The sequence below is a fragment of the Actinophytocola sp. genome (assembly GCF_035942955.1).
In the GTDB taxonomy this organism is placed as follows: domain Bacteria; phylum Actinomycetota; class Actinomycetes; order Mycobacteriales; family Pseudonocardiaceae; genus DASYTH01.
Genome location: NZ_DASZCQ010000075.1, coordinates 1 through 15911, shown reverse-complemented (window position 1 = coordinate 15911; position 15911 = coordinate 1). Strand labels below are relative to the sequence as shown.

The window sequence follows — 15911 nt, the reverse complement described above, 5'->3', positions numbered from 1 at the left end:
ATCCGGGTCATGTCGGCACGAGCGTGGTTTCTGTTTGGGTTGGTCTCGATCGTGTGGGGCACGCCCTACTTCTTCATCAAGATCGCGGTCGGCGAGGTCCACCCGACCATGATCGTCTTCGTCCGCACCCTGCTCACCGTCCTGGTTCTGCTGCCGCTGGCGATCCGCCGGGGCGCGCTCAGGCCCGTCCTGCGCCGGTGGCGCGCGGTGCTCGCGCTGGCCGCACTGGAGATCATCGCCCCGTTCCTGCTGATCACCTACGGCGAGAAGTGGGTGTCGTCCTCGCTGGCCGGCCTGCTGATCGCCACCCTGCCGCTGCTCGTCGCGCTGCTCGCCATGTGGATCGACGTCACCGAGCGGGCCTCGGGGATGCGGCTCGTGGGCATGCTCATCGGGCTGTCCGGGGTCGGGCTGGTGCTCGGGTTCGACCTCACCGGCGGACCCGCCCAGCTCCTCGGCGCCGCCCTGATCCTGCTCGCCACGCTCTGCTACGCCGGCGGCACCTTCGTGCTGAAGCTACGGCTGTCCGACGTCTCCACGGTCGCCGTGATCGCCGCCGCCAGCGTGGTCGCCGTCGTCGTCCTGGCTCCCGCGGCCATGCTCAACCTGCCGGCCACCGTGCCGAGCCCGGGAGTCTGGCTCAGCCTCGCCGCCCTCGGCCTGCTCTGCACCGCGGTCGCCCTCGTCGCCTACGCCGCCCTCATCACCGAAACCGGCCCCGGCCGGGCCACCGTGATCACCTACATCAACCCGGCGGTGGCCGTCATCCTCGGCGTCACCCTCCTCGGCGAACCCCTCACCGCCACCGTCGCCGCCGGCTTCCTCCTGATCATCGCCGGCTCCTGGCTCTCCACCGGCGGCACCCTGCCGCCCCGCCTCCTCGCGCTCGCTCGGTCTCCGAGGGTGCCCAGATCCCGGCCGCTGCCCGACATCGGCGGCGAGTTGGTCGGTTAGTGGGAGCCGGGGCCCGGGTGGGGTCCGGGGGGTGGGGCGCCGTGGTTCGGCTGGTGGCTAGTTGCCGTTGGCGGGCGGCGGTCGGCGGGGTGGGCCGCGGGGCTCGGCTGCCGGTTGGGTTGCGTGGGCGGCTGCCGGCTGGCGGGGTGAGGCGCCGGGGCTCGGCTGCCGGTTGGCGGGGTGGGCCGCCGTGGTTTCGCTGGTGGCTGATTGCCGTTGGCGACTGCCGGCTGGCGGGGTGGGCTGCGGGGCTCGGGTGTCGGTTGGGCGGCGTGGGCGGCTGCCGGCTAGCGGGGGTGGGGCGCGGGGCTCGGCAGCCGGGGTCGGTTGCGCCGGCGGCTGCCGGCTAGCGGGGGTCAGGGGTCCGGCACAGTCCGGTGCCGGCCGGGTGGCCCGCGGGGTTGAGCCGGGGCGCGTCACTCGCCTGCGCGAGCGCGTCATATGGCTACCTGAGCGCGGGACACGCCCGGGGATCGTGGTCGGGGCTCGGCGTGTCTCGCCTTCGGGTAGGGGTGTTCGGCGGTGGGGTGGCCGTGTGGCGCGTTCCGGTAGGTCGAGTTGCCGGAGCCCGGTTGGCGGGGTGGCGCCGTGGTTTGGCTCGGTGGTTGGCTGGCGTGGTGGGTGCGGTTAGGTGAGGCCGATGAAGGTGGCCATGGTGCGGGCTTGGTAGTCGTACCAGTCGGTGCGGTGGTCGATGGTGTTGTTGAGGCGGCCGAAGACCTCGAAGCTGATGGCGCCGAAGAGTTGGGTCCAGGCGATCATGGCGCGGGCCATGATTGGGGCGGTGACCTTTGCGCCGATGGTCTCGGCGACGCGGAGGATCTCAAGGCGGAGGGCGGTGGGGATAGGGGTCGCGTTCTCGTTGGACAGGCGGCGGGCGGCTTTGGCGTCGGCGAGGATGGCGCCGAGGACCATGACCGGCCGGGTGGAGGGTTCGACGGTGTCCCGGGGGGCGGCGTAGCCGGGCACTGGGCTGCCGTAGATCAACGCGTACTCGTGGGGGCGGTCGACCGACCAGGTGCGCAGGGCGTGGGCGACGGCGAGCCAGCGGGCGAGGACGTCGGAGCGGTCGGGGACCGCGGCGTCGGCGCGTTCGGCCGCGTCGCCGAGCGAGTCGTATGCGTCGATGATGAGCGCGGTGAGCAGGTCGTCGCGGTTGGCGAAGTACCGGTACAGCGCGGAGGAGACGACGCCAAGGTCCCGGGCGACGGCGCGCAGGGACAGGTTGGCACCCTCGGCTTCGATGTGCCGGCGGGCGATGGTCTTGATCTGGTCGATCATCTCCGCTCGGACGCGGGCACGGATGGAGCCGGCCGCGGGGGGCGTCGTCGTCTTGTCGGCCATGTGGGGAGTATTGCACACATTCGAGAGCAGTGCTCTTGACAGTGAGCGGTGATCTCGAGACTATTGATTCGAAACGAGAGCAGTGCTCTCGATGCGAGAGAAGGGGACACCACTCATGGCACTCCAGGTGATCGTCGGGGCTGGGCCGGTCGGCACCGCTACCGCGAAGCTGCTCGCCGAGCGGGGTGAGCAGGTGCGGATCGTCACCAGGAGCGGCGGCGGGCCGGAGCACCCGGCGATCGAGCGGGTGGCGGCCGACGCCACCGATGCCGAGCGGCTGAGCAAGCTGGCCGCCGGTGCGGTTGCGCTGTACAACTGCGCGAACCCGCTTTACCACCGCTGGCTTACGGACTGGCCGCCGCTCGCCGGCGCGCTGCTGGCCGCGGCGGAGAGCAGCGGCGCCGTGCTGGCCATTGCCGGCAACCTGTACGGCTACGGGCCGGTGGACGGGCCGATCACCGAGGCCACCCCGCTGGCCGCCACCCACCCCAAGTTGAAACTGCGCGCGGACATGTGGCGCGACGCGCTGGCCGCGCACGAGGCGGGCCGGATCCGGACCACCGAGGTGCGGGCCAGCGACTACATCGAGGCGAACTCGATCTTCAGCTTCGTCCTTGCCGAGCCGCTGCGCGCGGGCAGGCGGGCGTTCGTGCCGGCCGCGCTCGACGTGCCGCACAGCTGGACCTCGATCACCGACGTCGCCCGCACGCTGGTCACCGTGGCGGCCGACGAGCGGGCCCTTGGCAAGGCCTGGCCGGTGCCGACCAACCCGGCGCTGACGGTCCGCGAGATCGCCACCCGGTTCACGGAAGTCGTCGGCGCGCCCGCGCCCAAGCTGACCGGCCTGCCCTATCCGGTGCTGTGGGCGGCCGGGCTGTTCGACCCGATGGCCAAGGAGCTGCGGACCACCCGCTACCAGTTCGTCAAGCCGTTCGTGCTGGACTCGACGATCACCGAGCGCACCTTCGGCCTCGCCCCGATCGACCTCGACGAGGCGCTGCGGGCGATCCCCTAGCCCTGGTAGGCATCCACGGGCGGGCAGGAGCAGACGAGGTTCCTGTCCCCCTTGGCGCCGTCGATCCGGCCGACCGGCGGCCAGACCTTGGGTCCGGCGGCGCCGAACGGGAAGGCGGCCTCCTCGCGGGTGTACGGGTGGTCCCACTTGCCGGTGACGGCCAGCGCGGTGTGCGGGGCGCCGCGCAGCGGGTTGTCCTCGGGCAGCCACTCCCCCGCCGCGACCCGGTCGATCTCCCCCTTGATGGCGATCATGGCGGTGCAGAAGCGATCCAGCTCGGCGAGGTCCTCGCTCTCGGTCGGCTCGACCATGAGCGTGCCGGCCACCGGGAACGACATCGTGGGCGCGTGCAGGCCGTAGTCGGCGAGCCGCTTGGCCACGTCGTCCACGGTGATGCCGGTGGCCCTGGTGATCGGGCGCAGGTCGAGGATGCACTCGTGCGCGACGAACCCGCCGGCCCCGGCGTAGAGCACCGGGAAGTACTCGTCGAGTCGCCTGGCCACGTAGTTGGCCGCGGCCACGGCCACCTCGGTGGCCCGGCGCAGGCCGTCTGCGCCCATCATCCGGACGTAGGCCCAGGAGATCGGCAGGATCGACGCGCTGCCCCAGGGCGCCGCGCTGATCGGGCCGACCCCGGTCGCCGGCCCGGCTGCCGGCTGCAGCGGGTGGTTGGGCAGGAACGGGGCCAAGTGCTCGCGCACCCCGATCGGCCCGACGCCCGGCCCGCCGCCACCGTGCGGGATGCAGAACGTCTTATGCAGGTTGAGATGTGACACGTCGGCGCCGAACTTACCGAACCGGGCAAGGCCGATCAACGCGTTGAGGTTGGCACCGTCCACATAGACCTGTCCGCCCGCGTCGTGCACGAGGGCGCACACCTCGCGCACGGTGTCCTCGTACACCCCGTGCGTGGACGGATAAGTGATCATGATCGCGGCCAGGTCGTCCCGATGAGCGTCCACAGTGGACCGGAGGTGGTCGAGGTCGATATTGCCGGCCTCGTCGCACTTCACCACGACCACGCGCATCCCGGCCATCACCGCGCTGGCCGCGTTGGTGCCGTGCGCGCTGGCCGGGATCAGGCAGACGTCGCGCTCGCCGTGGCCGAGGCTGCGGTGGTAGGCCCGGATCGCCAGCAGACCGGCGAACTCGCCCTGGCTGCCGGCGTTGGGCTGCAGGCTCACCGCGTCGTAGCCGGTCAGCGTGGCCAGCCAGGTCTCAAGATCGTGCACCACGGTCAGCAGCCCGGCGGCGTCCTCGGCCGGGGCGAACGGATGCAGCTCGGCGAACTCCGGCCAGGTGACCGGCTCCATCTCGGCCGTGGCGTTGAGCTTCATCGTGCACGAGCCGAGCGGGATCATGCTGCGGTCCAGCGCGACGTCCTTGTCGGACAGCGCGCGCAGGTAGCGCAGCAGTGCCGTCTCGGACCGGTGCATGGTGAACACCGGGTGGGTCAGGTACTCGGAGGTGCGCTCCATCGCGGCCGGGATCGCGTCCGAAGTGGACACATCGAGCGCGTCGGCGTCGGCGTCGGTCCCGAACGCCTGCCACAGGGCCCGGATGTGGGCGCGGGTGGTGGTCTCGGCGCAGGAGATCGACACGTGATCATCGTCGACCAGCCGGATGTTGATCCCCCGCTCGCGGGCGGCGGCCGCCACCGCGCCGGCCCGGCCGGGCACCTCGACGAGCACGGTGTCGAAGAACTGGTCGTGCACGACGCGGGTGTCCGGCGCGGCGCGCAGCCCGGCGGCCAGCACCGCGGCCATCCGGTGCGCCCGCGTGGCGATGGAGCGCAGCCCGTCGGGCCCGTGGTACACGGCGTACATCGAGGCCATCACGGCCAGCAGCACCTGGGCGGTGCAGATGTTGCTCGTCGCCTTCTCCCGGCGGATGTGCTGCTCGCGGGTCTGCAGGGCCAGCCGGTAGGCCAGGTTGCCGTCGGCGTCGGTGCTCACCCCGACCAGGCGGCCCGGCAACTGGCGCTCAAGGCCCTGGCGGACGGCGAGGTAGCCGGCGTGCGGGCCGCCGAAGCCCATCGGGACGCCGAACCGCTGGGTGGAGCCGACCACGACGTCCGCCCCCATCTCGCCGGGCGGGCGCAGCAGGGTCAGCGCCAGGATGTCGGCGGCCACCACGACCTGCGCGCCGCGCTCGTGCGCCGCGTCGATCAGCGGCGCGTGGTCGCGGATCGCGCCGGTCGCGGTCGGGTAGGACAGCAGCACGCCGAACAGGTCGCCGTCGGGCAGCCCCTCGGTCAGGTCGGCCACCACGACCTCGATGCCGAGCGGCTCGGCCCTGGTCTCGATCACGGCGATGGTCTGCGGGAACGTGTCGGCGTCGATGACGAACCGGGGGGACTTCGACTTGCCTGCCCGGCGCACCAGCGTCATGGCCTCGGCGGCGGCGGTGGACTCGTCCAGCATCGAGGCGTTGGCCACCGGCAGCCCGGTGAGGTCGGCGACCATGGTCTGGAAGTTGAGCAGCGCCTCCAGCCGGCCCTGGGAGATCTCCGGCTGGTACGGCGTGTACGCGGTGTACCAGGCCGGGCTCTCCAGCACGTTGCGGCGGATGACCGGCGGGGTGATCGTGCCGTAGTAGCCGAGGCCGATCATCTGCACCATCGGCCGGTTGCGGGCGGCGAGGGCGCGCAGCTCGGCAAGGGACTCGGCCTCGGTGGCCGGCGCCGGCAGGTCGAGGGTCAGGTCGCGCTCCCGGATCGATGCCGGCACCGCGCGCTCGGCGAGCTCGGCGAGCGAGCCCACCCCGATCACCTCGAGCATCCGCGCCAGCTCGGCGGGGCGAGGGCCGACGTGCCGGTCGACGAACGGGGTGCCGTGCTCGAGAGCGGCGAGCGAGGTGCGATCCCGAGTCATGAGTTGCGCCTCCGGTCTGCGAGGTCGGGCCCCGGACGGGTGTCCGGTTGCCCTCCCCCTCTGTCCGTGCCCGCACACGCACGGGCGCCTGAGAGCTTCGTCCAGCCGGATCGAGCCCCGCTGGACTTGCACCTTCGGCGGGGTTGCCCGGCGCTGGAGCCGGAAACCCGCTTTCCAGAGGCGTCTCGCCCGCGCGGTCCTTGGTGCCTGAGAGGTTCCGGGGAGGAGTTGCTCCTTCGGCGCCGAGCCGGCCGGCTCGGTCTCTCCCGCGCGGGGTCCACGACTACACCGCGCAGCCTACCCCGGCTGACATGCAGCATCGGTGCACAACTCGCTGGGTGTCGGGCAGCTCACCGGGAGTCGGAGCTCATGCCTGCCGGAAGGCGGGACACGGCTGCCCGAAGGCGGGACACGCGGTCTTATCCGACGTTGCGCGCCTTGCGCCGGGCGGTCAGCTCGTCGTCGGTGACCGGCTCGACGGTGCCGCCGTCGGCCCGCTCCGCCTGGAAGTCGTGGATGGTGCCGTTGATCTCCTGCATGGCGTTGCTGACCGCAATCCCGAAGACGCCCTGGCCGCCCTGCAGCAGGTCGACGATCTCCTCGGCCGAGGTGCACTCGTAGACCGTGGCGCCGTCGCTGAACAGCGTGATGTTGGCCAGGTCCTTGACCCCGCGGCGGCGCAGGTGCTGCACCGCGACCCGGATGTTCTGCAGCGAGACCCCGGTGTCCAGCAGCCGCTTGACCACCTTGAGGACCAGCAGGTCCTTGAACGAGTACAGCCGCTGGGAGCCGGAGCCCTGCGCGCCGCGGATGCTCGGCGCGACCAACCCGGTGCGGGCCCAGTAGTCGAGCTGGCGGTAGGTGATCCCGGCGATCTGGCAGGCGGCCGGTCCCCGGTATCCGACCAGCTCATCGGGGGCGGACTCGTCCGGGAACAGCTCACCCTGCTCGCCACCGACCGCCCCGACAGGACCTTCCTTGATCACGCGTGCCTCCCCGCGGTGGGCCCCCAGGACCGTGAATCACACTAACGCGATTCGCTCACCAATGACGGTAGGTCGGCCAGGCGGACCGGTCAACGCGACGCGCGGAGGTAACTCTCAACCTCAGGTTCAGGTCGAGGCCGGTGGGTAGGTCAGGTGTCCGCCCCGCGGAAGTCCTCGGGTGAGACCGAGTCGAGGAACTCGCGGAACTTCTCGACCTCGTCCTCCTGCTCGTCCGGGATGATCAACCCGGCCTCCTGCAGGACCGCGTCCTCCGCGTGGATGGGGACCCCCACCCGCAGGGCGAGCGCCACGGAGTCGCTCGGCCGGGCGGACACCCGCACGTCGCCGTCGAACACCAGCTCGGCGAAGAAGGTGCCCTCGCGAAGATCGGTGATGCGGACCTGCTCGAGCTCCCGGCCGAGCGCGCCGATGACGTCCTTGAGCAGATCGTGGGTGAGCGGCCGGGCGGGCCGCACCCCCTGCTGCTCCAACGCGATCGCGGTCGCCTCGACCGAGCCGATCCAGATCGGGAGGTAGCGGTCGCCATCGGTCTCGCGAAGGAGCAAGATCGGTTGGTTGGCGGGCAATTCCACCCGCACCCCCACGACTCGCATCTCGCTCATCGGGCTCGCCTCCCTCCATCAGGATCGACGATATCGCTCCTACATCGAGGATCGCTCATCGATGGCTTCGACGCTACCCGCCATCCGGGCAGGACGCTTGCATTCCGCCGAAGCAATCCGGGTCACGATGTGGCCACGCAACGGCGTACATCGGCCGTACGGGACGGAATCTACCGTCCGGCGACCCGTCGCAGCCCGGCCTTCACCAGCAACGTGTGCAGGCCCACCGACAGCGCGGCGAGCTCGGCCACGATCTCGTCGGCGCGGGCCCTGGATTCGCGGTCCGGATGCCGGTAGAGGGGCGCGACGATCTGCTCGACCAGACCCACCTCGCGCTCGGCGGAGGCCCGGAAGGCCCGCAGGTGCCGTGGCTCGATGCCGAACTCGGTCATGGCCTTGACGGTCCTGGCCACCGTCGCGGCCAGCGAGTCGTAGAAGCCCGCCGCACCGGGCTTGATCAGGCCGTACTGCTCGAGCTCGGTGAGCATCGCGGCGTCGATGCCGCCGTGCTCGAGCAGCTCCTCCCTGGTCAGCCGGCGCTCCGGCGACTCGACGAAGGCCGCCGCGCTCGGCAGCCCGGGCGCCGCCGGCGCCGGCACCGGCCGCAGCGCCGGGCCGGGGTCATGGCCCCGGTCGGCCGCGTCCAGCTGCTCCTTGATCACCTTGAGCGGCAGGTAGTGGTCGCGCTGCGCGGACAGCACGAACCGCAGCCGCTCAACGTCGGCCGCGGTGAACTGGCGGTAGCCGGACCGGGTTCGGGCCGGGCAGACCAGGCCCTCCGACTCGAGAAACCTGATCTTGGAGATGGTGACGTCGGGGAACTGGGGCCGAAGCCGCTCCAGCACGGCCCCGATGCTCAACCCGTCGCGCTCCGGCCTCCCGGCAGCCGTCACTGCTACGTCCTACGACCCTGAGCTCGGGCCGGTGAGGAACACCAGGCGGAACTTGCCGATCTGGACCTCGTCGCCGCCGGCGAGCACGGCCTGGTCGACCGGCTCCCGGTTGACGTACGTGCCGTTGAGGCTGCCGACGTCGATCACCACGAACTCGCCGCCCTCCCGGCGGAACTCCGCGTGCCGCCGGGAGACCGTGACGTCGTCGAGGAAGATGTCGCTGTCCGGGTGCCGGCCCGCGCTGGTCGTGTCCCGATCGAGCAGGAAGCGGGAGCCGGCGTTCGGGCCCCGCTTGACCACCAGCAGGGCGGAACCGGCCGGCAGCGCGTCGACGCCGGCGACCGACGGCTCAGGCGCCGGCCCCTCGGTTGTTTCGGCCTCGTGGAGGAAGTCGGCCCGGAACACGGACGTCCGCTCCGGAGACTGCTCCGGCGGGACGCCGGGCCCGTCGTTGGTGCTCACCTGAGCTCTCCTCCTGCTGGTGATTTCGTCTTACAACTGTGCAAACGTACCGTGCGCGATCAGCTGCCCAGACGTTGCCTCCCCCATGCCGACGGTGATGTTTGCCCGCGTCTCATTCCTTCTCGGTGAGCGCCCGGTACGCCTCGGCGTCGAGCAGTCCCTCGAGCGCATCCGGGTCGTCGACGGTGATCTCGAAGATCCACCCCTCGCCGTACGGGTCGCTGTTGATCAGCTCGGGCTGCTCGTCGAGCGCCTCGTTGACCGCGGTCACCTCGCCGGTCGCCGGCGCGTAGATCTCCGAGACGCTCTTGGTGGACTCCACCTCGCCCGCGGCGGCCCCGGCGTCGACCTGGTTCCCCACCTCGGGAAGCTGGACGTAGACGACGTCACCGAGCTGGTCCTGGGCGTACTCGGTGATACCGACGCGGATGACGTTTCCATCCCTGCGCGCCACCCACTCGTGCTCCTCGGTGTACATGAGTTCCTCGGGTGTCACCTGCACATCCCTCCCGACGGGCCGATATTCGAGCAGAGCTTAGATGGCCCGACTCCGCAGCGTTGATCGCGCCTGCACCACGTAGAGCAGGCCGGACCAGATGAACAGCACCGACCCCCAGATCGCGAACGCGTAGGCGACCGGGCGGGCGATCGTGGCGGCGGTGGACGCCCCCTGCGCGAGCAGCAGCAACGGGAACGCGTACATGAGGCTCAACGTCGCCGCCTTGCCGATGTAGGTCACCTCGGGCGGGCCGTAGCCGGCCCGGCGCAGCACCGCGATGGCGCACATGACCAGCAGGTCCCGGCCGACCAGGACCGCGGCCACCCACCACGGCACGATGTCGCGGATGACGAAGGCCACCACCGTGGCCAGGGTGTAGAGCCGGTCGGCGGCCGGGTCGAGCAGGGCGCCGAGCCGGCTGGTCTGGTTCAGCCAGCGGGCGATCTTGCCGTCCAGCCAGTCGGTCACGCCGCTGGCCACCAGGACCACGAGGGCCCAGCCGTCGGCCTTCGGGCCGAGCAGCAGCCACAGGAACAGCGGGACCCCGGCGAGCCGGATGACGCTGAGCAGGTTGGGCACGGTGACCAGGCGGTCCGGGACCTGCCCGTCGCCCGCACGTACCTCGGCCGCCTGCGCCATACCTGCCAGCGTATTCGCGAGCGGGAGGCGGTAGCCAAAATGCTCCGCGGCACTCGGAGTGACCACAGAGCGCGCCCTCGGCCGAAGGTGGCAGGGCACCCGTCAGCGCGAGCGGACCAGGACATGCCGTGCCCTGCCGGAGCGATTGCGGCGCGCGCAAGGTCGCGAAAAGGTCGTCAGCGCGGGACCCGGGTGCGGCTCCATCCTCGACGCTGCAGGTCGGCGTTGGTCAGTGCCTGGGGGCGGCCGCGGTCGTCCACGCCGACCCAGCGCGCTCGCCCGAACCTGCCCTCGAGCACGTAGGCGTGGCCCCCACTCCACACCACGCTGCACGGGGTCGTCGGCAGATTTCCGTCGGAATTCTCGTCGATGCTCATCGTGCTCCCCCTACCTCCAACAGGGGTGTCGGGTCTCGCCGGCGCCGCGTTAACGGGGGCCGGATGCCTGTTCGTGGCAAGCATGTCCGGCCACGCCGCGGCGCGTCCGGGAGACGCGCGCGGTTTACGCCGATGACACGCTCCCGCAACGAATTCGGCGAGCGACACCGGTGCGGTTGGCTCCTAGCCGCGCAGGTCGGGGAAGTCGTCGTCGCGGAACTCGCCAGGGGTGCGGTTCGACGGGTCGGCGTTCACCTCGTTCTCCCGGCCGCGCAGCTCCACCCGGCGGATCTTGCCGGAGATCGTCTTGGGCAGCTCGGCGAACTCCAGGCGGCGGATCCGCTTGTACGGAGCCAGGTTCTCGCGGGCGAAGGCGAGAATGGACCGAGCGGTCTCGGCGTCGGGCTTGTGGCCGGCGGCGAGAACGATATACGCCTTGGGCACCGCGAGGCGCAGGGGGTCGGGCGACGGCACCACCGCGGCCTCGGCCACCGCCTCGTGCTCGATCAGCACGCTCTCCAGCTCGAACGGGGAGATCCGGTAGTCCGACGCCTTGAACACGTCGTCGGCCCGGCCCACGTAGGTGATGTAGCCGTCGGCGTCGCGGGAGCCGACGTCGCCGGTGTGGTAGTAGCCGCCGCGCATGGCCTCGGCGGTGCGCTCCTCGTCGTCGGCGTAGCCCACCATCAGGCCGACCGGCCGGTGCGCGAGGTCGATGCAGATCTCGCCCTCGTCGGCCGGCTCGCCGGTGGCCGGGTCCACAAGGGCGATGACGAACCCGGGCAGCGCCCGGCCCATCGAGCCGGGCTTCACCGGCTGCCCCGGCGTGTTCGCCACCTGCAGCGTGGTCTCGGTCTGGCCGAACCCGTCCCGGATCGTCACGCCCCACGCCTTGGCGACCTGCTCGATCACCTCCGGGTTGAGCGGCTCCCCCGCACCGACCACTTGGGACGGTGGGGACTTCAGCTGGGTGAGGTCGGCCTGGATCAGCATCCGCCACACCGTCGGTGGGGCGCAGAAGCTGGTCACGCCGCACCGGTCCATCTGGGACATCAGGGCGGCCGCGTCGAAGCGCGTGTAGTTGTAGATGAACACGGTCGCCTCGGCGTTCCACGGCGCGAACACGTTGCTCCAGGCGTGCTTCGCCCAGCCCGGCGAGGAGATGTTGAGGTGCACGTCGCCCGGCCGCAGCCCGATCCAGTACATAGTGGACAGATGACCGACCGGGTAGGACACGTGGGTGTGCTGCACCAGCTTCGGGCGCGCGGTGGTGCCCGAGGTGAAGTACAGCAGCAGCGTGTCGTCGGCGTTCGTCTCGCCATCGGGGACGAAGTCGACGGACAGTTGGTCGGCGTCGGCGTAGTCCAACCAGCCCTCGATCGGCCCGCCAACGGCGATCCTGGTGTAGTCACCGGGCACGTCGGCGAACTTCGGCGCGTCCACGGCGCGCGCCACCACGTGCCGCGCCCGCCCGCGCTCGACCCGGTCGCGCAGATCCGCGGCGCCGAGCAGGGTGGACGCCGGGATGATCACCGCGCCCAGCTTCATCGCGGCCAGGATCGTCTCCCACAGCTCGCCCTGGTTGCCCAGCATCAGGATGAGCCGGTCGCCCCTGGCCACCCCGAGCGAGCGCAGCCAGTTCGCCACCTGGTTGGACCGGGCGGACAGCTCGGCGAACGTCCACTTGCGCGCCGAGCCGTCCTCCTCGACGATCCACAGCGCCAGCCGGGACGCGGTCGGCTCGGCGCCGGCGACCACGTCGAACCAGTCCAGCGCCCAGTTGAATCGGTCAAGGGCCGGCCACCGGAAGTTCGCGTAGGCGGTGTCGTAGTCCCGCTGGTGTGCCACCAGGAAGTCGCGCGCGGCGCGGAACGGCTCGGTCATGGTTGCGAGCCTAGTAATTGAGGAGGGCCATGGGCAGCCACGCGGCTAGCATGGCCGCCGTGTCCGGGCGCCACCTGATCACCTCTCCTCCGCGCTCCTGAGCGGGGCGTAACTCTCCAGCGCACCAGCCGGTGCGCCGATCAGCCGTGCCCCGCTTCCGCGACCCCTTCCCTTCTCGTCGCAGGAGCGCACCCAACCATGCTTTCGTTGGTCCTGTCCGGATCACTGTTCGGGACCGGCGGGCTGCTCGGCAGCCTGCTCGGTCGGGCCGCGGGTCTCGCGCCGGTGGCCGTCGCCGCCTACCGGCTCGCCGCCGGCAGTGTCCTGATCATCATCTTCCTTGCCCTCACCGGCGGCCTGCGGCGGCTGCCCCGGGGGCGTGCCGGCTTGGCAAGGGTGGCCGGCGTCGGGACGCTGGCCGCCGCCGCCCAGGGCAGCTACTTCGCCGCGGTGGCAAGCACTTCCGTCACGCTGGCGACCCTGCTCACGATCGGCTCCATGCCGGTGCTCGTGCTGCTGGCCGAGCGGCTCACCGGGCGCCGCACCGGCCGGCGCATGCTCGTCTCGCTGCCGCTCGCGCTGGCCGGGCTCGGCCTGCTCGTCGGCGTCCCGTCGGACGGCTCCGGCGTGCTGGCCGGCGCCGGCCTCGCGCTGCTGGCCGCGGCCGCGTTCGCCGCGCTGACCGTGCTCGGCGCGCGGCCGGTCGCCGGCATGAGCGAGCTCGCCACGATCGGGTTCGGGTTCGCGGTGGGCGGATCGCTGCTGGCGGTGGTCGCCGGGTTCGGCCTGACCTTCGAGGTGACCGGCGCGTCGGTGGGCCTGCTGGTGGCGCTGGCCGTGCTGCCGACCGCGGTGGCCTACCCGCTGTACTTCCGCGGCTCGCGGACCGTCGGCGCCGGCACCGCCGCGGTGCTGACCCTGCTGGAGCCGCTGACCGGGGCGCTGCTGGCCGCGGCCCTGCTCGGCGACCGGCTCGGCGCGGCCGGCATCGCGGGGGCGGCGCTGCTCTGCGCGGCCATGGTGCTGGCGGCCGGGGTTCGCCTTAGGGGTTACCCCTAGCTCTTTCCAGGGAAAGGTCCGGATCACGCGGACCGCGATCTCCCCCAACCTTGTGCGTGACACAGCGACATTCACGAGGGGAACCAATGAGTAAACCAGCGTTAACCGTGCGCATCGCCAGATGGAGCGCCGAGCACCCGTGGCGGGCGATCGGCGCCTGGATCCTGTTCGTGGCGATCAGCATCGGCGTGGGCACCGCGGCCGGCACCAGGACCGCCGACTTCGACGACAATCCGAAGGGCGAGCTGGCCACCTATCAGAGCATTGTGGACGAGGCCGGTTTCACGCGTCCGGCAACGGAGAACGTCCTGATCTCCGCCCGCGGCGGCGGCCTCGACCAGGCAAGGGCCATGGCGGCCGCGAACGACGTGCGCACCGGCATGCGAGGCCTGGCCGAGGTCGGCAAGATCAGCGACCCGGTCCCGGCGCCGAACGGCAGCGCGGTCCTGGTCAACGTGGAGATCACCGGCGAGCGGAAGACGGCCGAGGAGCGGGTGCAGCCGCTGCTGGACACCACCGCGTCGGTGCAGCAGCGTTACCCCGACCTGATCGTCGAGCAGGTCGGCGGCGCCTCGCTGGACAAGGCGCTGTCCGCGACCCTCGGCGACGACTTCCAGAAGGCCGAGCTGATCAGCATCCCGGTCACGCTGCTGATCATGCTCCTGGTGTTCGGCGCGCTGATCGCCGCCGGCGTTCCCGTGCTGCTGGCCATGTCGGCGGTGGGCACCGCGATCGGGCTGTCGGCGCTGGTGTCGCATCTCATCCCGGCCACCGACAGCACGTCGAGCATGATCCTGCTGATCGGCATGGCCGTCGGCGTCGACTACTCGCTGTTCTACATCCGGCGGGAACGCGAGGAACGCGCGAAGGGCGCCGGGCACGTCGACGCGGTGGAGATCGCCGCGGCGACCTCCGGGCACGCGATCGTGGTCTCCGGCATCGCCGTGGCCGTCGCGATGGCCGGCATGTTCGTGGTCAACGACATCGTGTTCTCGTCGATCGCGGTGGGCACGATCCTCGTGGTCCTGGTCGCGATGATCGGCTCGATCACCGTGCTGCCCGCGTTGCTGGCCAAGCTCGGCAGGTGGGTCGACCGGCCCCGGGTTCCGTTGCTGTGGCGGCTTTCCATGCGGTCCGGCGGCGAGCCCCGATTCTGGCGCAGGGTGCTGCGGCCGAGCCTGCGGCGGCCGGCGCTCACCCTGGCCCTGTCCGGTGGAGCCCTTGTCGCCCTTGCCATCCCGGCGTTCAGCATGAACCTCAACGCGCCGTCCGAAGCGGACCTGCCGCGCAGCATCCCGATCATGCAGTCGTACGACCGGATGACCGCGGCGTTCCCCAGCACCGGCGCCGCGCACCAGATCGCCGTGCGGGTCCCCGCCGATCAGGCCGCCGCCGCCCGGCGGGCCGTCGACGACCTGCTCGCCCGGCTCGCCACCGACGACGGCTTCGCCCACGACCAGGCGCCGGAGGTCGACGAGGCGGCCAACGGGCGGATCTTCCTGATCTCGGCCGGAATCCCGTACGACGGCGGCAGCGCCGAGGCCGACCAGTCACTGACCCGGCTGCGCACCTCCCTGCTGCCCGCCACGTTCGGCGGCATCGCCGGCGCCGAGTTCGCGGTGAGCGGGCACACCGCGGGGGAGAACGACTTCGTGTCCACGATGAACGACGCGCTCCCCTGGGTGATCGGCTTCGTGCTCCTGCTGACGTTCCTGGTCATGCTGTGGGCCTTCCGGGCACCCGTGATCGCCCTGAGCGCGATCGGCCTGAACCTGCTGTCCGCCGGCGCCGCCTACGGCGTGCTGGTCCTGGTGTTCCAGAACTCCTGGGCCGAGGGCCTGCTCGGCTTCACGTCGACCGGCGGGATCGTGGCCTGGCTCCCGGTGATCCTGTTCGTCACCCTGTTCGGCCTGTCCATGGACTACCACGTGTTCGTGGTCAGCAGGATCCGGGAGTCCGCGGTCGCCGGACTGTCCACTCGAGACGCGGTGGCCAGGGGGATCACCACCTCGGCCGGCGTGGTCACCAGCGCCGCCGCGGTCATGATCGGGGTCTTCTCGATCTTCGCCACGCTGAGCACGATCGACATGAAGCAGATGGGCGTCGGCCTCGCCACCGCGATTCTGCTCGACGCCACCCTCATCCGGGCCGTCGTGCTGCCCTCGCTGATGTCCGTCCTCGGCAAGTCCAACTGGTGGACCCCGCGCTGGCTCCGCCGCCGCGACGAGATCGCTCCCCGGCCGGGCCCCGCCCCGCGCCACCGGGAGCTCGAGCCGGTCGGCTGATCCCGCCGACCGAGGTGG

The 15911-nt window shown here is 71.4% G+C and carries 14 protein-coding genes and 1 riboswitch; of the genes, 4 read left to right on the top strand and 10 right to left on the bottom strand.

Annotated elements, in window-relative coordinates; genetic code table 11:
* Window positions 1–9 precede the first annotated feature (9 nt).
* Window positions 10–954 (top strand): DMT family transporter, encoded by a 945-nt coding sequence (locus VGX25_RS07965; RefSeq protein WP_326916974.1) that lies wholly within the window; start codon window positions 10–12, stop codon window positions 952–954.
* Between the two features lie 627 nt (window positions 955–1581).
* On the opposite strand, the gene VGX25_RS07960 is transcribed toward VGX25_RS07965, so the two are convergent.
* The gene (locus VGX25_RS07960) at window positions 1582–2298 is read right to left on the bottom strand and encodes a TetR/AcrR family transcriptional regulator (RefSeq protein WP_326916973.1); all 717 of its coding nucleotides are present in this window, start codon (window positions 2296–2298) and stop codon (window positions 1582–1584) included.
* A 115-nt stretch (window positions 2299–2413) separates the two neighbouring features.
* Here VGX25_RS07960 and VGX25_RS07955 point away from each other — a divergent pair, with 115 nt between their 5' ends.
* Entirely contained in the window at window positions 2414–3313 is a 900-nt protein-coding gene (locus VGX25_RS07955; RefSeq protein WP_326916972.1) for an FAD-dependent monooxygenase, read from the top strand.
* Here VGX25_RS07955 and gcvP read toward each other — a convergent pair.
* The 9 genes from gcvP to VGX25_RS07910 all read right to left on the bottom strand — a co-directional run bounded on the left by gcvP (window position 3310) and on the right by VGX25_RS07910 (window position 12549).
* Window positions 3310–6186, bottom strand: coding sequence for an aminomethyl-transferring glycine dehydrogenase (gcvP, locus tag VGX25_RS07950; RefSeq protein ID WP_326916971.1), 2877 nt, complete (start codon window positions 6184–6186; stop codon window positions 3310–3312). The two genes, VGX25_RS07955 and gcvP, sit on opposite strands and share 4 nt — an antisense overlap.
* 184 nt (window positions 6187–6370) lie before the next feature.
* Window positions 6371–6465, bottom strand: a riboswitch (glycine riboswitch).
* A 140-nt stretch (window positions 6466–6605) separates the two neighbouring features.
* The gene (locus VGX25_RS07945; protein ID WP_326916970.1) at window positions 6606–7172 is read right to left on the bottom strand and encodes a MerR family transcriptional regulator; all 567 of its coding nucleotides are present in this window, start codon (window positions 7170–7172) and stop codon (window positions 6606–6608) included.
* A gap of 149 nt (window positions 7173–7321) precedes the next feature.
* Window positions 7322–7795, bottom strand: coding sequence for a bifunctional nuclease family protein (locus VGX25_RS07940; protein WP_326916969.1), 474 nt, complete (start codon window positions 7793–7795; stop codon window positions 7322–7324).
* A 170-nt stretch (window positions 7796–7965) separates the two neighbouring features.
* On the bottom strand, window positions 7966–8688 hold the full coding sequence (locus VGX25_RS07935) for a MerR family transcriptional regulator (RefSeq protein ID WP_326916968.1): 723 nt from the start codon (window positions 8686–8688) through the stop codon (window positions 7966–7968).
* 9 nt (window positions 8689–8697) lie between these two features.
* Window positions 8698–9150 (bottom strand): glycogen accumulation regulator GarA, encoded by a 453-nt coding sequence (garA, locus tag VGX25_RS07930; RefSeq protein WP_326916967.1) that lies wholly within the window; start codon window positions 9148–9150, stop codon window positions 8698–8700.
* 112 nt (window positions 9151–9262) lie between these two features.
* Entirely contained in the window at window positions 9263–9646 is a 384-nt protein-coding gene (gene gcvH, locus VGX25_RS07925) for a glycine cleavage system protein GcvH (RefSeq protein ID WP_326916966.1), read from the bottom strand.
* Window positions 9647–9685: 39 nt separating this feature from the next.
* Window positions 9686–10288 (bottom strand): CDP-alcohol phosphatidyltransferase family protein, encoded by a 603-nt coding sequence (locus tag VGX25_RS07920; RefSeq protein ID WP_326916965.1) that lies wholly within the window; start codon window positions 10286–10288, stop codon window positions 9686–9688.
* Between the two features lie 176 nt (window positions 10289–10464).
* A complete protein-coding gene (locus VGX25_RS07915; protein ID WP_326916964.1) occupies window positions 10465–10665 on the bottom strand; it encodes a hypothetical protein in 201 nt (66 codons plus the stop codon).
* Window positions 10666–10848: 183 nt separating this feature from the next.
* Window positions 10849–12549 carry an AMP-binding protein gene (locus VGX25_RS07910; RefSeq protein WP_326916963.1) on the bottom strand — a complete coding sequence of 567 codons (1701 nt, stop codon included), beginning with the start codon at window positions 12547–12549 and terminating at the stop codon, window positions 10849–10851.
* 198 nt (window positions 12550–12747) lie between these two features.
* On the opposite strand from VGX25_RS07910, the gene VGX25_RS07905 reads away from it, so the two are divergent.
* A complete protein-coding gene (locus tag VGX25_RS07905) occupies window positions 12748–13608 on the top strand; it encodes a DMT family transporter (protein WP_326916962.1) in 861 nt (286 codons plus the stop codon).
* A 107-nt stretch (window positions 13609–13715) separates the two neighbouring features.
* Window positions 13716–15893 carry an MMPL family transporter gene (locus tag VGX25_RS07900; RefSeq protein ID WP_326916961.1) on the top strand — a complete coding sequence of 726 codons (2178 nt, stop codon included), beginning with the start codon at window positions 13716–13718 and terminating at the stop codon, window positions 15891–15893.
* Window positions 15894–15911 lie beyond the last annotated feature (18 nt).